10 protein-coding genes are annotated in these 14862 nt (G+C 66.5%); 5 read left to right on the top strand and 5 right to left on the bottom strand.

Annotated elements, in window-relative coordinates; genetic code table 11:
- Positions 1–16: 16 nt before the first annotated feature.
- Both metX and ACTODO_RS04725 read left to right on the top strand, forming a co-directional pair.
- Entirely contained in the window at positions 17–1174 is a 1158-nt protein-coding gene (gene metX / locus ACTODO_RS04730; RefSeq protein WP_003792004.1) for a homoserine O-acetyltransferase MetX, read from the top strand.
- An 84-nt stretch (positions 1175–1258) separates the two neighbouring features.
- Positions 1259–2404, top strand: coding sequence for an alpha/beta hydrolase (locus ACTODO_RS04725; protein WP_003792001.1), 1146 nt, complete (start codon positions 1259–1261; stop codon positions 2402–2404).
- Between the two features lie 92 nt (positions 2405–2496).
- Here ACTODO_RS04725 and ACTODO_RS04720 read toward each other — a convergent pair whose 3' ends face one another.
- A complete protein-coding gene (locus ACTODO_RS04720) occupies positions 2497–4176 on the bottom strand; it encodes a hypothetical protein (protein ID WP_003791999.1) in 1680 nt (559 codons plus the stop codon).
- 226 nt (positions 4177–4402) lie between these two features.
- On the opposite strand from ACTODO_RS04720, the gene ACTODO_RS04715 reads away from it, so the two are divergent.
- From ACTODO_RS04715 to ACTODO_RS04705, 3 genes are all read left to right on the top strand, one after another.
- The gene (locus ACTODO_RS04715) at positions 4403–4747 is read left to right on the top strand and encodes a type VII secretion target (RefSeq protein WP_003791994.1); all 345 of its coding nucleotides are present in this window, start codon (positions 4403–4405) and stop codon (positions 4745–4747) included.
- Positions 4748–4750: 3 nt separating this feature from the next.
- Positions 4751–6613: an alpha/beta hydrolase gene (locus ACTODO_RS04710; protein WP_003791992.1), complete on the top strand. Its 1863-nt coding sequence runs from the start codon at positions 4751–4753 to the stop codon at positions 6611–6613.
- A 711-nt stretch (positions 6614–7324) separates the two neighbouring features.
- Positions 7325–10351, top strand: a complete 3027-nt coding sequence (locus ACTODO_RS04705) for an FAD-binding and (Fe-S)-binding domain-containing protein (RefSeq protein ID WP_003791987.1) — start codon at positions 7325–7327, stop codon at positions 10349–10351.
- Between the two features lie 194 nt (positions 10352–10545).
- Here the strand turns inward: ACTODO_RS04705 and ACTODO_RS04700 are convergent, their stop codons facing one another.
- From ACTODO_RS04700 to ACTODO_RS04685, 4 genes are all read right to left on the bottom strand, one after another.
- Positions 10546–11163, bottom strand: coding sequence for a hypothetical protein (locus tag ACTODO_RS04700; RefSeq protein ID WP_003791985.1), 618 nt, complete (start codon positions 11161–11163; stop codon positions 10546–10548).
- 1122 nt (positions 11164–12285) lie between these two features.
- The gene (locus tag ACTODO_RS04695; RefSeq protein WP_244262520.1) at positions 12286–13467 is read right to left on the bottom strand and encodes an FAD:protein FMN transferase; all 1182 of its coding nucleotides are present in this window, start codon (positions 13465–13467) and stop codon (positions 12286–12288) included.
- Between the two features lie 37 nt (positions 13468–13504).
- Entirely contained in the window at positions 13505–14080 is a 576-nt protein-coding gene (locus ACTODO_RS04690) for a hypothetical protein (RefSeq protein ID WP_003791980.1), read from the bottom strand.
- On the bottom strand, positions 14077–14862 hold the full coding sequence (locus tag ACTODO_RS04685) for an ABC transporter ATP-binding protein (protein WP_176748711.1): 786 nt from the start codon (positions 14860–14862) through the stop codon (positions 14077–14079). Before ACTODO_RS04685 ends, ACTODO_RS04690 begins: the two co-directional genes overlap by 4 nt.

Raw genomic sequence — 14862 nt, 5'->3', positions numbered from 1 at the left:
GCGAAAGAAGGACATCATGAGCCGTCACAACCTGCCCCCCGCACCCACGTCTGGCGCGTGGCGCGAGGGCGACCCGGTCGCCTTCCGCAAGTTCGCAAACCTGGGCGCTCAGCGCCTGGAGAACGGCGAGATCCTGCCCTCCGTGTCGCTCGCCTACGAGACGTGGGGCGAGCTGGACGAGGCCTCGTCCAACGCGGTCCTCATCCTGCACGCGCTCACCGGCGACGCGCACGTGTGCGGTGAGGCAGCGCCCGGCCAGCCGACCCCCGGCTGGTGGGAGCAGATCGTGGGGCCGGGGCGCATCATCGACACAGACCGCTACTTCGTGGTAGCCGCGAACGTTCTGGGCGGCTGTCAGGGCTCCACCGGCCCGGCGTCCCCCGCTCCCGACGGCGCACCGTGGGGCTCGCGATTCCCCGTGATTTCCACGCGCGACCAGGTCTACGCCGAGTCCCGCCTGGCCGACCTGCTCGGCATCGACGAGTGGAGCATCGTCGTGGGTACCTCGCTGGGCGGACACCGCGCCATCGAGTGGGCCGTCAGCTACCCGGAGCGCGTGCGCCGCCTCGTGGTCGTGGCCTCGGGCGCGCAGACGACCGCCGACCAGGCGGCATGGACACACACGCAGATCCGCGCGATCGAGCTGGACCCGGCGTGGCGCGGCGGCGACTACTACGCGGGCCCCGGCCCCACCGCCGGGCTCGCGCTCGCCCGCCAGATCGCGCACACGACCTACCGCTCCCCCTCGGAGCTGGACGAGCGCTTTGGTCGCATCCCCCAGAACGACGAGGATCCGCTGCACGGCGGACGCCTGGCGGTCGAATCCTACCTGGACTATCACGGCGAGAAGATCGTGCGCCGTTTCGACGCCGGCTCCTACGTGACGCTGTGCCGCACGATGCTGTCCCACGACGTGGGCCGCGACCGCGGCGGCGTCGTCGAAGCCCTCAAGGCCGTCACCGCGCGCACGCTCGTCGTCGCGGTCGACTCGGATCGCCTGTTCTTCCCCGAGCAGGTCTGGCAGATGGCAGCCGGTATTTCGGGCGCGTTCTACCGTGAGATCCACTCCGATCACGGTCACGACGGCTTCCTCATCGAGCACGGCCAGCTGACCGCCCTCCTCGACGAGTTCCTCAACGAGCGCATCCCCTCGCGCGCGTCCTCCTTCGCCTGATCGGCGCCCTTTCTCCGTGAGGTCGCCCCGGTTCCTCCTCCTCATCAACGAGGCCGGGGTGGCCTCGCGCGTTATGCTGACCCCATGAGCGTTACCAGCAATCCCACGCCCGGAGACGAGCCGATCCCGGACACGAGCGGTCTGCCTGACCTGTCCAGGGTGGAGACCCCGGCCTCGTCGCCCGAGGGAATCCCCGAGCGCGACGTCATGGCCCCGTGGGGAGAGGACGGCCCTCCCGGGCTTCAGTGGCGCGCCGACATCCTCGGCGACGGGTATGAGTCGCGCACGATCGAGCTCCTCGACGACGCGGAGGGGCCCTGCGTGGCCACACTGGTGCGCGCGACCCCGCCCGCTGACGCCCGCATGACAGTCCTATACCTGCATGGGCGCAACGACTACTTCTTCCAGACCGAGATGGCGCAGCAGCTGGTTGACGCGGGCGCGGCGTTCTACGCGCTGGATATGCGCAAGTACGGGCGTTCCCTGCGCCCCCACCAGACGATCGGCTACGCCGACGACCTATCCGCGTACGACGAGGAGATCGGAGAGGCCATCGAGATCATCCGTTCCGAGCGCGAAGACGAGCCGATCGTCCTCATGGGCCACTCGACGGGCGGCCTGATCGCGACCCTGTGGGCGCACCGCCACCCGGGCGTCCTGGCTGGCCTCATCCTGAACTCGGGCTGGCTGGAGATGCAGTCGATGGCCGCCTGGCGCGGGGCGATGGCTCCCGTCATCGGGCGCATCGCGTCGCGCAACCCCATGTGGGAGGTGCCCTCGGGCGGGACCGGCCACTACGGCCGATCGCTCGCGGGGCGCGCCTCCTCGGAGCTTCCGATCCCGGAGGGGCTATCAACAGAGGACCCGTCGGTCGCCGGCTGGCCGATCATCCAGGAATGGAAGCGCCCCGAATCTTACCCGGTCCCCGCCTCGTGGCTCGAGGCGATCATGGCCGGGCACGACACCATCGAGAAGCGCGTACACCTGGACTGCCCGGTCCTGTCGATGGTGTCCACGTCGGCCTATTTCGAGGAGGAGTGGTGCGAGCGCGTCTTCACGTCCGACACCGTCCTGGATCCCACGGTTATCGCCCAGCGGAGCTTGGGCCTCTCGGACCTGGTGACGATCGCCCGTTTCCCCGGCAAGCACGATCTGGTCCTGTCGGACGCTCCCGTGCGCGAGGCCGTGTACGCGACGATGCGCGGCTGGCTGGACGCTTTCGTGCACTGAGCCTCAGGTAGCGAGGAGGCCCGGGATCGCGTGATCCCGGGCCTCTCTTCGTGCGTGTGCGTCGCGTTGTGTGGACGCCCGCCGCGGTCGCGTCAGTGCTTAGCGGAGTGCTGTCCGCGCGGAGCCTGCGCGTACTCGCGCACGATCTCGCGGTTGATCTCGTCGAGGGCTTCGGCCAGGGTCGGGCCCAGGGGGTCGCCGATGCGCACCTGACCCCACGCGTCGATATGGCCGAGGCCGCGCGCGGTGAGCAGGGTGTCGAGCGACGGGTAGGTCAGGCCAGCGCCCGAGATGGTGCCACTCGCGGCGAGCACCAGGTCGGCGGGCAGGCCCAGCTCGTTGCGGGCAACGAGGGGCGTGTCCTGGCCGAGAATTTCCGCAAGGGTGCGCAGTCCGGCCTCGTCGCGGCCGAGGACCGGCAGGCCCTCCGCGCGTGCCTGGGCGACCTCGGGGGATTCTTCGGAGCGATCCACGGACGAGGCCGTGGCCGCGTCGGTCGCACCGCCATCGTTGAGTTCGCTCGACTCCTCGCGAGCGCGGCGCGTGGCGCGGCGGCTCATGTGGGCGGGGCGTTCCCAGCGAGGCTTTTCCTCCTCGGGGGTCGGCTGCTCGTCGGCCTGCTGTTCATCGGCCTGCTGGGCGTCATCCGTGCACGCATCGTCGGCCTGCTGTTCGTCGGCCTGCTCAGGGGTTTCCTCGGAGTGAGACTCGTCGACGGGCGCATCGGCGTCATCGTGAGCGTCGACGGCGGACTCATCGGCCACGTCGTCGGCGTTCTCCTCCACGGCCTCATGCTCCCGAGCCTCAGCGACGTTGTCTTCGTGATCGAGGAGCTCGTCGGCCAGCTCGGCCTCGGCATCCTCGGAGTCGTCGCCGTGGACGGTATGCTCGGCGTGCTCGTCGGTTTCACTAACGGGCTGCTCGTCGGAGAAGTCTTCGGTGGAGGACTCTTCGGCTGCGGGCTTCCAGGGGGCCGGGGGCTCCTCGTCGATCGGGTAGGTGAAGACCTCGCGCAGGTGCGGGGCGACCTTCGGCGTGGGGAGCGTCGTGGGGGTCTCCGAGTCCTCCTCGTTCAAGGCCTCGGCGCCCTCCTCGGCAGGCGCGGGGATCGCGGACTCTGCGGGCGCACTTTCCTCGAAGGGAGCCGGCTGTTCGGTTGCGGCGGTGATCTCGGGGGCGGCCGTGGCGGAGGCGAGGAGCTGCGGGGCGTGACCGTAGAGGCGCGGGCCAACCGCGTTCACGTCGAGGAAGAGGCGGCCGTTGGACATCTGGCGCAGGTTCATGAGGTGCACCTCGACGCCGGAGGTCGCCAGCACGGACAGAGCGGGGCGCACGGAGGGGTCGATGTCGCCCGCAACCATGATCAGGCGGGGACCCGGGCCGACGGCAGGGGGCATCGAATCGCGGAACTGCGCCCAACCGGCGCGGAAGCCCTCGGGGCCGGACGGGTACTCGGCGGCGAGATCCGACCAGGAGATCGAGGCGACCTCTGCCAGTCGGGACAGGGAGGTAATGAGGGTCTCGGAGTCAAGTTCTTTGAGGATTTCGACGGAGACAATCTGGCCGGTCACGTCGAGAGCCGTCAGGCGGGGCGTCTCCTCGTCGTCCTGGCCGGTCATATCGCGCCAGGTCACGGGGAACAGGGGACGCGAGACGATCTGCAGGACCTGCTGGCAGATAGCGTCGACGAGGTCGGGTCCCAGGTCTTGGGCGACCGGGTATCCGAATTGAGCGGGTACGAGGTGACCATCCTCGAACTCAAACAGGGCCATCGCTCTTTCCTTCACGTGTATGGGGCGCTCGTGGCCATTGTTTCATACGTTCCAAAAGAAACTTGGGTGACACGGGGACATTGCGATAGATACCACGTAATCATGTGTGCGAACGAGATGCATTCGCCTGCCATCTCACCGCACGAACCCGCCGCTACCACGCTCCTTCAAGTCGGTAGAATAGTGGACTAGTAACGCACAATTTCGACTCCAGGACACAACTCCGATGCCCGACCTCGACATCCGCCAAGGCGACCTCGAAAAGTTTTCCACTGAGCTGCGCGAACTCTCGGCGAACATCGCAACCTACACGACACTGCCCCTCAACCTGTCCCAGGTCCAGTCGGCCATGCCGGGAGGCTCGGCCTACAAGCAGGCCCAATACGCGGGCGAACACATGGAGGATCAGCTGACGGCCTTGAAGACCTCCCTCGAGGGGCTCGCGGACAACGTTCAGGCGGCAGCCACCGAGTTCCAGGCAACCGAAGACATCAACCAGCAGTCACTCCAACAGATCATGGCGAGCACACCCGAACCCTGCCCGCCCGTCGGCCCCGCGAAGGGAGAGTAAAACATGGCGATCTCGTGGGCAGACATCCTCGAATGGGAGACAGGCCCCCTTGACTCCATCGGGAGCGACCTCCTCGAGGCAAGCAGCGGCCTTCGCAGCGCCTACGAACAGGGCGAGGGGGCACTGCAGGCGGTCCAGTCGCAGGGCAACGCCGTCACAGCCATGCGCGCGACAACCATCTCGAACCTCGCCTCGCTTGAGCGCGCGCTCACCAACGTCAACGGTGCTCTCATCGCCATCGAAGGCGCACGCGACGGGGTCGCGACCGTCATGGCAAACATCAACGCCCTACAGGCATACGCTGAGGCGAACGACTGCACGATTCTCTCCGACGGTAGCGTCACCGGGAAGGGCACAGAGAACGAGCAAGGGGAACCGTCGATCGCCCTGGCTTCCATTAGCATCAACATTGGGAAGATCCTCAAACAGGCCGACCAGGTCGACACGGATCTCTATCACGCGCTCAGCGACATCAACACCGACACCTACACCGACGGGGACAAGAAAGACAACAAAGTCGCCGGCGTTCCCGACCACCCAAAGAAGGATTGGACGCCCTCCCAGGTTGCCGCCTGGTGGAACTCACTACCCGAGAAGCAGCAGAAGCACCTCATCGACCACTGCCCAGACGAGGTTCGCCACCTCGACGGCCTCCCCGCAGTGGCGCGAGACAGGGCTAACCGCAACGCCCTCGACGGCTATTTTGACAACAAGGGAAAGTATCGACCGGGTGCCCTTGCGGATGCCGAGCAGGCCGTCAAGGACGCACAAAAGGAATACGACGATGCCCGCACACGCATCTCCGGCGAACCGAGATCAGGCCACATGAACTCGGAGGAACTCGCCGCCAAAGAGAAGCTAGATCGAGCAAAAGAGGCATACCAGGACCTCGTAGCCATCAAGTCGCAAACGGATCCTAGCTATCGACTGACTCACGGCCTCGCCCCCGCCTACCTGCTTGACTTTGACTACGACGAGAAGTACAAGCGCACGACCGCGATCGTTTCCTCCGGCAACCCCGACACCGCGACCCACGTGTCAACCACCGTCCCCGGCATCGGCACAAACGTGCGTGGAGACCTCGGATACTACATGAAGTTCAATGATCGCCTGAGGGCACAGACCGCCCACGCGGGAGTCGACCCCGGAAACGTCGCGACGATCTCCTACCTCGGATACGTGGCACCGAAGAACTCCGGACTGGATCTTATTCAGGCGGCGGACATCGGCTACGCGGACCGGGCTGCACCCAAGCTGGCCCGCTTCGAAGAGGGACTGCGCGCGAGCGCAGACGCTCGGGGCCACCAGTTCACCAACACGCTCCTCGGCCACTCCTACGGCTCAACGACTTCCGGCAAGTCGGTGCCCATGATGGCCGCGGGGACCATCGACAACTTCGTCATGTTCGGTTCTCCCGGATCAGGCGTGCGTAACATCGATGCCTACGGTCTGCCCGAGGGCCACGTCTACGAGTCATCGACCCCCTACGGCGACGCTGTCCAAGGACTGGGTCCTGACGCCTCGTACGGAACCAATCCCCGCAAGCTGGAGGGCATCACCCATCTGAGCGGCGACACAACCGGCTCCGCCAACTATACGGTTGCGACCGGAGCATTGTCGTTCGATAACCACATGTCCTACTTCGACGAAGGCACCCGAACGTCTCAGGATTTCGCCAACATCATCGCCGGCGGCAAGCAGACGACGGACGAAGAGTGGGAAGCGCTCCAAACTGCTCAAGGCAAAATTACGGAGCTCGATCGCAATCCCTGGATGAAGCAATACATGGAACCCAATGAAGCGGAAACACCGCCACCTACGACGCCAGACAGCATGCCGGGAGATCCACTCGCACGCCACTCGTGAACTAGCCCACCCCGAGGCGCTATCCCAGCCCCTCAGGCCGAGACCGCGTCCATGCGCGACGTCGAACCCCGGCCACTGACGCGCATACGCTAACCGCGCTCGCCCTCGCGAGCGCGGTTAGCGTATGGACACAACGACAGGCACAGGTCAGTACAGCTCACACGAAGGCGCAATCCACGCACTGACATGTTCTGAGCAACTATTCTCGTTTCCCTGCCTACATAGGACCAATGTCGTGTAGGATACCTTGTGTTGCGCACGGAACAGATGACAGATCATATTCCAAGTGGTTAGACTACTGCGCATCAGGTATCAGCAACAGACAGGGTGGCGAGCAATGGGCAGAAAAGACCTGCACATCGTTGAATACTCGGCACCGGAACCACGGGTTCCGGCTTCCGAGGAGACGCGCCGCGAGCTATCTCCCTACCGCCTGGACACTCACTCATGGCCGCGCATGTATCCACATTCTGACCAGGCCGTCAGCCCTCACTTTCCTCCTGTCGAGCGCATGCCCGTCCCCGTGACACCTTTCCCACATCTCTTCCGCGACGACCCGGAACCCGCCTAATCTGAGGGCCACACGCATCGACATGCCGCAGCCCGTTACGCACCTACGCGCTCCGCATCCGCCCAAGCCACCGTTCCGATCAACCATCCGCACACCGGATACCCCGGGCCACTCCTGCGCCATCGTGACACACTGGCCTCATGAGCGAGAGCTTCCTGACGGACCTGCGCACACTGATCGACGTCGACTCCTCGAGAGGCACGCGAGCGCGTTATTCCTCTGACGCCGGTCTCACGCGCATCCCACCCTTGGCCGTCGCGTTCCCCCGCACGCCCGAGCAGGCGATCGCGGCCTTCGACCTCGCCCGCGCCCACGGCGTCCCCCTCACCGCCCGGGGCGGCGGCACCTCGTGCGCATCCAACGCGATCGGCCCCGGCCTCGTCCTCGATTTCTCGCGCCACATGAACCGTGTCATCTCGATCGACCCCGAGGCCCGCACCGCCACCGTGGAGCCCGGATGCGTCGGCACAACCCTGCAGGCAGCCGCGGGCACGCACGGGCTGCGCTTCGGCCCTGACCCCTCCTCCCAGAACCGCGCGACAATCGCCGGCATGGTCGCTAACAACGCGTGCGGCCCACACGCGACCGCGTGGGGGCGCACCTGCGACAACATCGTGTCCCTGGACTGCGTCGACGGACAGGGGCGGCGCTTCACGGCCACGACCGGACACGACAGCGCACTCAGCGACGTGCCGGGACTAGCCTCGCTCATCGACTCGAACCTGGCCCCCATCCGCACCGAGCTCGGCCGATTCAAGCGCCAAGTCTCCGGCTACTCCCTCGAGCACCTCACCCCCGAAGGAGGGCGAAACCTCGCAGCTATGCTCGCGGGCACCGAGGGAACGCTCGCCCTCATCCTGTCCATCACCGTGCGCCTCGTCCCCCTGCCCGAGGCACCGGTCCTGGCGGCACTCGGCTATCACTCCATGATCGACGCCGCCGACGACGTGCCCCCGCTGCTCGCCCACTCGCCCCTCGCCATCGAAGGCATGGACCGCCGCCTCGTCGACGTCGTACGCGCACACAAGGGGCCCGGCGCCGTCCCCACCCTGCCCGAGGGCGACGGCTGGCTCCTCGTCGAGGTTGGCGCCCCCGGCGAAGACCTGGAGGTCACCCTCGAGCGCGCACGCGCCCTGTGCGCCGAATCGGCCGCCGTCGATACGGTCGTGTACCCGCCGGGCGCGCAGGCCTCGGCGCTGTGGAGAATCCGCGCGGACGGCGCAGGCCTGGGCGGACGCACACCCCCAGACGGCGAGGGCGGCGGCGACCAGCAGGCCTGGCCCGGCTTCGAGGACGCGGCCGTCCCACCCGAAAAACTCGGGGACTACCTGCGGGACTTCACCGCCCTCATGGAAGAGTTCGATATCGACGGCCTCCTCTACGGCCACTTCGGCGACGGCTGCGTACACGTGCGCCTCTCCATGCCCCTCGAGACCCCCGAGGGCGTGGCCCACTCGCGCGCATTCCTGCAGTCCGCGGCCCGTATCTGCGCCGCGCACGGAGGCTCCGTCTCCGGCGAGCACGGCGACGGCCGCGCCCGCGGCGAGCTCCTGCGCTTCATGTACTCGCCCGAGATGCTCGACCTCTTCGCGCGCGTCAAGCACGTCTTTGACCCGGGCAACCTCCTCAATCCGGGAGTCCTCGCCGCACCCATGGACGAGGCCGAGGCCTCTTCCCGCTCGAAGGCGCGCACTGCCGGTGTCGCCGGCGATCCCGCAGAGTTGCAGCCAGGCATCGATTCTCTTGATCGCAACCTGCGACGAGTGGCCGCCCAACCGATGCCCGCGGACGGCGGATTCTCCTTCACCCACGACGGCGGCGACTTCACGGCCGCCGTCCACCGCTGCACCGGCGTCGGCAAGTGCCGAGCGGTAGTGTCCGGCACCTTCATGTGCCCGTCCTACCTGGCCACACGCGAGGAAAAGGACGTGACCCGCGGGCGGGCCCGCATCCTCCAGGAGGCCGCGAACTCACAGCTCGTCAAAGCCATCGACTCCCCCGAGGTCCTCGAGGCCCTCGACCTGTGCCTGGCCTGCAAAGCCTGCTCCGCCGACTGCCCCGCCGGCGTCGACATGGCCCGCTACCGCTCCGAAGCGCTCTTCCGCACCTACCGGGGCCGCATGCGTCCCCTCAGCCACTACACGCTCGGCTGGCTGCCTCGCCTCACCCGCGTCACCGCGCGCGTGCCCGGCCTGGCAAGCATCGCGAACGCCGCCATGTCGGTCACTCCCCTACGCTCGCTCGCCTTCCGCATCATCGGCCTCGATCCTCGACGAGGCATGCCCACCCTCCAGTCCGGCACCTTCACCGCGTGGGCGCGCCGCCGCTCCCTGTTGGCGGACAGCGTTCCTGCGTCTGCCAACTCGGATCCCGTTTCCGTTGCCCGCGAGCGTGAGGGGGCCACTGCCTCGTCGATGCCGGACTCCCCGATCTTGAGCGGGCCGCGCGACCCCAGCGGGCGGCCGTACGCGCTCGTGTGGGCGGACTCGTTTAGCCAGACCCTGGACGATGCGGGTGCGCGCGCGGTCGTCGACGTGCTCGAGGCGAACGGGTTTGCGCCAATCGTCGCGCCGGACGCGTGCTGCGGTCTCACGTGGATTACGACGGGTCAGCTGACGGGGGCGAAGAAACACTTGGCATCATTGCTGGGCGTTCTTGCGCCTTTCGCGGCGTCGGGGATCCCGATCGTCGGCGTTGAGCCATCGTGCACGGCGGTACTACGCGACGACCTGCTGGATCTTCTGCCCGATGACCCGCGTTCGGGACTCGTGTCTTCCGCGACGCACACCCTCGCCGAGGTGCTGTCTGCGGTGCCCGCATCCGAGCGTCGCCTGCCGAGCCTGGAGGGTGTTGAGATCGTCGCGCAGCCACACTGCCACCACTACTCCGTCATGGGGTGGGACGCGGACCAGGCGCTGCTCGAGTCGCTGGGCGCGCGCGTGACGAGGCTCGAGGGGTGCTGCGGCCTGGCCGGGAACTTCGGCATGGAGGCGGGCCACTACGACCTATCTGTCGCCGTCGCGTCGCATTCACTGCTGCCCACGTTGTCGGCACATCCGGAGGCCGTGTACCTGGCGGATGGCTTCTCGTGCCGTACCCAGGCCGCGCAGCTGGCGGACCGCGGTGGCGTCCACCTGGCGACGCTGCTTGCGGGGCGCGCAGGGTGAATGCCGGCGCTGCGCGGCCACACGGGTTTTCCGGGTGCCACCGGGCCCGGCTGTGGGGCCGAGCTGCTTTGTGTGCCGACGAGCGGCGGCCATGCCGCGAATCTACTTGTTACGGCGTGCGCTACACCCGATCCGTAGGCATTACACCCCTTCTGTTCGGGTGCAGCGCCACGTAACGGGTGCAGCGCCTCCGATCATGCGCATGACCCTTGCGACCACCGTCGGGATGTACCCATGTGAAACCGCCGATTCGGACCGTCGCAGGCCTGCGTTGGAACCGCCCACAAGCGCTGTGCGGATGCGGGGATCGATGCCTGGTACGGCGCTAACAACTCAGTCACCCAGGCTCTCAGTTGCGTCAGATCCTCATAGTCTGGCCACGAGAATCGATAGATAGTCCAGCCAGCTCCACGTAAATCATTCTCACGTTGGATCCAGTCACGCTTCGCCCGAGCAAAGTCGGCTTCGTTCTTTCCGAGCTTTCCAATCCCATCGAACTCGAAGATGATCATGAGTCCCGGAATAGCGATGTCCGCAAAGTATCGTCGCCCGTTGACGACGATCTCAAACTGGGTCACGACCTCGAAGGCACTCACCGACTTCAAGACCCACAGCAACGCAGCCTCAGCAGGGTTGTCACAGCCCGGGTCAGCGGCTCGAATGAGGGCTTCTGCTCGGCGCGCCGGCATGTTGTCGTTATGTTCGCGCCACTCCGTGAGCCTCACGAGCATCTCTGACCGAACCCCATGTGCCCGATCGCGACACTCTTCCTGCGAAAAGAGGTCAAAGGACGACTGCGTATTCAGCACCATACAGATCCCTACAAATGCACTCAGGGGCTCAGACCAACAAGCCATACGTACCGTCGCATCGATGACGCCTTCAGCCAGGACGCCACCAACAGTCTGTATCTCTCCCTGAAGAGGTGATACAACAGACCATCGCACCGAAACCCCGGGTACGAGGATCCCCGCTGCGCGAACCGCGCGGAGAGGCTTACTCCCACGCCGAGTACGAGCCCAGACGTATATGTCCGGGTTCGCCTCCCACAGAGGAATACCTCGAGAAGCAAGTGAACTTGCACCAACGAATACTCGATCCCCGCTCCCCAACGCATGGACGGCAAGGAGACGAGCTCGCGCCACTGTTATCCACGTGCGCCACGGAGTGTCAAGAAGACGCGTGTCATCGACTCGAACGTAGCATCCTCGCATCACGTGCAAGAAAGCGCCTGATTCTATTTCCTCATGCGCCATGCGACACGCTTCCGAGGTACGAATAACTGTCAATTGGTGGCTGCTCATATGTGGATTCTTGCAGCCCCACGAGTTGAGATCATCAAGACAATCAACCCCTGTGGATAACCAGCGACACGAACAAGGGACTGTGAATAGAGCGCGAGCTAGTTCAACCCTCTTTGCGACACAATCGCCTCTGCGCACACCGACCACACTTTCACGTGTTCTGAGGGGCAGTGCACCCGAACCGTCGGCGTTGCACCCCTTCTGTTCGGGTGTAGCGCCACACAACGGGTGCATTGCCAGTGGCTCATCCCCTGCATACCAGTCCACACGCAACGGTGATAACGCGGAGGTACTCCTGATGCACGTCGGTAATCGTCGAGGTCAACCTCAACAACGATCCCGCGCCTCACACCGCTCAGCTGACGGTCATCACAGTTGCCTCAGTACTTCCTCGACGGGTGAATGATCACAGGGGCATAGGACAACACACGGTTGCACCAGCGCTCATAGCCTCCACCGCATGGCGGCCGTCAACGGAGCGACAACGGGAACGAACACGCCCGTCGAGCGTTCGGTTGCGAGTCTCGGCAGTGTCACATCACGCCTGGCGGGTAGACCACATGAGCCCCGTCCCTCGCCCCCCACCCTCTCGTAATGCGGGCACCGACCAGGCCTGACCGCGCCTGGACCTCATCCCTGCTCGGCACGCACAAGGCTCACAACCTTCGTCGAGGCCGGGGCGCCAGACAAGCGCGACCATCGGGCCACGACGTCCGAAACATCGATGGACGGGTCGACGAGCAGTGCCGTCGACAGGGCCTCCGCCAGCACACCCGACGAGGCCACGACACTGACTTGTCGCACACCTGCATGAGCGGGGTATCCCGTACGCGGGTCGATGATGTGGTGGTCGAAAACTCGACCACCACCGACAGATGTTTCACGCGATGTTTCACGCGCACGACGATCCGCCGCAGGCCCCACCAGAGGACCCACCGCACTCCCCGCCGCAGACCCCGCACAAACCGCACGCACACCGCCCAGCGGCCCCAGGTTGTCGCCAGACGTCGACAGGGACGCCATGCCGCCCGCAGGCAGTTCTACGACGCCAGCGACCGACGTGGGCCCGCCATGGGGGTCTCGCAGGCCGGCGCGCCACGAGGAACCGTCGGCGCGAGTCCCAAACACCGACACCGACGAGGTCCCCACCGACACCAACACACCACGCGCCCCCAGGGCCACAGCCAGGTCACGGCACGCGTCGGCGGTGTATCCCTTCGCAATGCCGCCCAGGTCGAGGCGCGGACTGGGCACATCGACACCACCCACGGACTCAGCAGGGGCACCCATCGCCCACCGCCGCTCGCCAACGCGCGACAGCAAGCCCCACGATGACGCCCGCAACGCCGCCTCCACAACGCGCTCAGACGGCGCGGGCGGCAAGGGCACACCCGCGACGTACGCGGCCCGCATCGCCTTGGTGTCCCACGCGGCAACGAGCGGCCCGATCAACGGGTTGAACGTTCCCCCAGTCGCCTCCGCGAGCGCCAGCGCGTCACGCAGCAGCCGGTCGGTTTCTTCACCGACGACGAGGCCGGGGCCGGCCACCGCGGAATCGGCCCCGCAACGGGATGCACCGCCACCGCACCCAGTCGAAGCAACAGCGGCATTGAGTCGCGACACCTCGGAGGAAGGCCGGAACACGCTCCACATGTCCTCGTGGCGTGCAACAACGCCCACGACTGCGTTGACGATCGCCATACCGTCCCCGCCCCAGCCGATGATGTCGACGCGGGTGCCCATCGCGGGGAAAGAGGATCGCCACGTGGGCGCAGCGTCCCCAGCGCGAGCTACCCCCGGAGACCCAGCCACGGCCTCGTCCCCCGGCGCGGCGGCAGTACGCGCCAAATCAGCCGTCAGAGCCTCCGAGGTCCTTGTCGAGGTCGCCGTCCTTGGTGGCATCGTTCAGGCCGGGGATGTTGATGTCGTCGGCACCGTCCGGGGAAACGCCCTGGGCGGCGGCGATGGCGCGGATGGCGGCCTGCACGAACTGCTGGTGGGCGACGGTGGCGCCGGTGATGACGTCGACCTTGGCGGGGTCGCCGACCTTGGTGAGGTTGTCGGAGTACTCCTGGTAGGAAGCGACGGCGGCCTGCGCCTTCTTGTAGTAGTCCTCGTTGAAGACTTCGCCCGCGGAGTTCTTGCCGTACTCGGCGCCCTTGTCGGTGCCGTCGGCCAGCGTCGTCTCGTAGGAGGTAGCGGTGATGCGCCCGCCCTCGACGGTGATGGTGATGGTGCCGATGGAGCCCTGGTCGTCGGCGTTGGACTGGGCGGTCCAGGTGCCGTCGCTCATGGGCTTGGTCATGTCCAGGCCGGTGTTGGGCGTGCACGCGGCCAGGATGGTCGCGCCGAGGGCGCCGAGGACCGCATACGAGGCCGGGGCAACCCAGCGGGATCGGCTCTCAACAGGGGTGGGCGTGGTCATCGCACCTTGTCCTTTCCGCTGCGCGCGTCGCCGTCGCGGCCGGGCAGGACCAGGCCGGAGGCGCGCTGTTCGAAGTCGTGGTCGTGCCAGGTTTCCTTGACGACCTTGCCGTGGTCGAGTCGGATTTCGCGCTGGCCCTGTTCGGCGACGAGCGCGTCGTGGGTGACGACCATGAGGGTCGTGCCGTCCTGATGGAGCTGGTTGAACAGGTCGAGGACGATCTCCTCGTTGGTTTCGTCCAGGTTGCCGGTGGGCTCGTCGGCCAGCAGCAGCTTGGGGTAGTTGATGAGGGCGCGCGCCACGCACACGCGCTGCTGTTCGCCGCCGGAGAGCTGGCGCGGCAGGTGGGTGGCGCGGTCGGCGAGGCCGACGCGGTCCAGGGCCTCAAGGGCTTCCTTCTCGTCGGGCATCGAGTGGTAGTACTGGGCGACCATGACGTTCTCAAGGGCGGTAAGGTGGCCGATGAGGTGGAACTGCTGGAAGACGAGGCCGATGGTGCGGCAGCGTACCTCGGTGAGCTCGTCGGCGGTCAGGTCGGAGATGTCGTGGCCGTCCAGCATGACGGTGCCCTTGGTGGCGGTGTCCATGGCGCCGACGATGTTCATGAGGGTGGTCTTGCCGGAGCCGGAGGGGCCGACGATGGAGACCCACTGGCCGCGCGGAATCTCGAGGGAGACGTTGTCGAGGGCGTGCAGGTCCCCGTAGATCTTCGAGACGCCCTCGAGGCTCAGCAGCGCGTCCGTGGGGGCCGACGAGGCCGGGGTGGCGGTGGAGGTGGTCAT

The organism is Schaalia dentiphila ATCC 17982, assembly GCF_000154225.1.
Lineage (GTDB): Bacteria > Actinomycetota > Actinomycetes > Actinomycetales > Actinomycetaceae > Pauljensenia > Pauljensenia dentiphila.
Note: the sequence above shows the minus strand (reverse complement) of the source record. Positions and strands in the feature narration are given on the sequence as shown.

What these genes read in the sequence shown, in the direction of transcription:
- metX (WP_003792004.1), top strand. Translation starts at nt 17, where the DNA reads ATGAGCCGTCACAACCTGCCCCCCGCACCCACGTCTGGCGCGTGGCGC.
- ACTODO_RS04725 (WP_003792001.1), top strand. Translation starts at nt 1,259, where the DNA reads ATGAGCGTTACCAGCAATCCCACGCCCGGAGACGAGCCGATCCCGGAC.
- ACTODO_RS04720 (WP_003791999.1), bottom strand. Translation starts at nt 4,176, where the DNA reads ATGGCCCTGTTTGAGTTCGAGGATGGTCACCTCGTACCCGCTCAATTC.
- ACTODO_RS04715 (WP_003791994.1), top strand. Translation starts at nt 4,403, where the DNA reads ATGCCCGACCTCGACATCCGCCAAGGCGACCTCGAAAAGTTTTCCACT.
- ACTODO_RS04710 (WP_003791992.1), top strand. Translation starts at nt 4,751, where the DNA reads ATGGCGATCTCGTGGGCAGACATCCTCGAATGGGAGACAGGCCCCCTT.
- ACTODO_RS04705 (WP_003791987.1), top strand. Translation starts at nt 7,325, where the DNA reads ATGAGCGAGAGCTTCCTGACGGACCTGCGCACACTGATCGACGTCGAC.
- ACTODO_RS04700 (WP_003791985.1), bottom strand. Translation starts at nt 11,163, where the DNA reads ATGGTGCTGAATACGCAGTCGTCCTTTGACCTCTTTTCGCAGGAAGAG.
- ACTODO_RS04690 (WP_003791980.1), bottom strand. Translation starts at nt 14,080, where the DNA reads ATGACCACGCCCACCCCTGTTGAGAGCCGATCCCGCTGGGTTGCCCCG.
- ACTODO_RS04685 (WP_176748711.1), bottom strand. Translation starts at nt 14,862, where the DNA reads ATGACCACCTCCACCGCCACCCCGGCCTCGTCGGCCCCCACGGACGCG.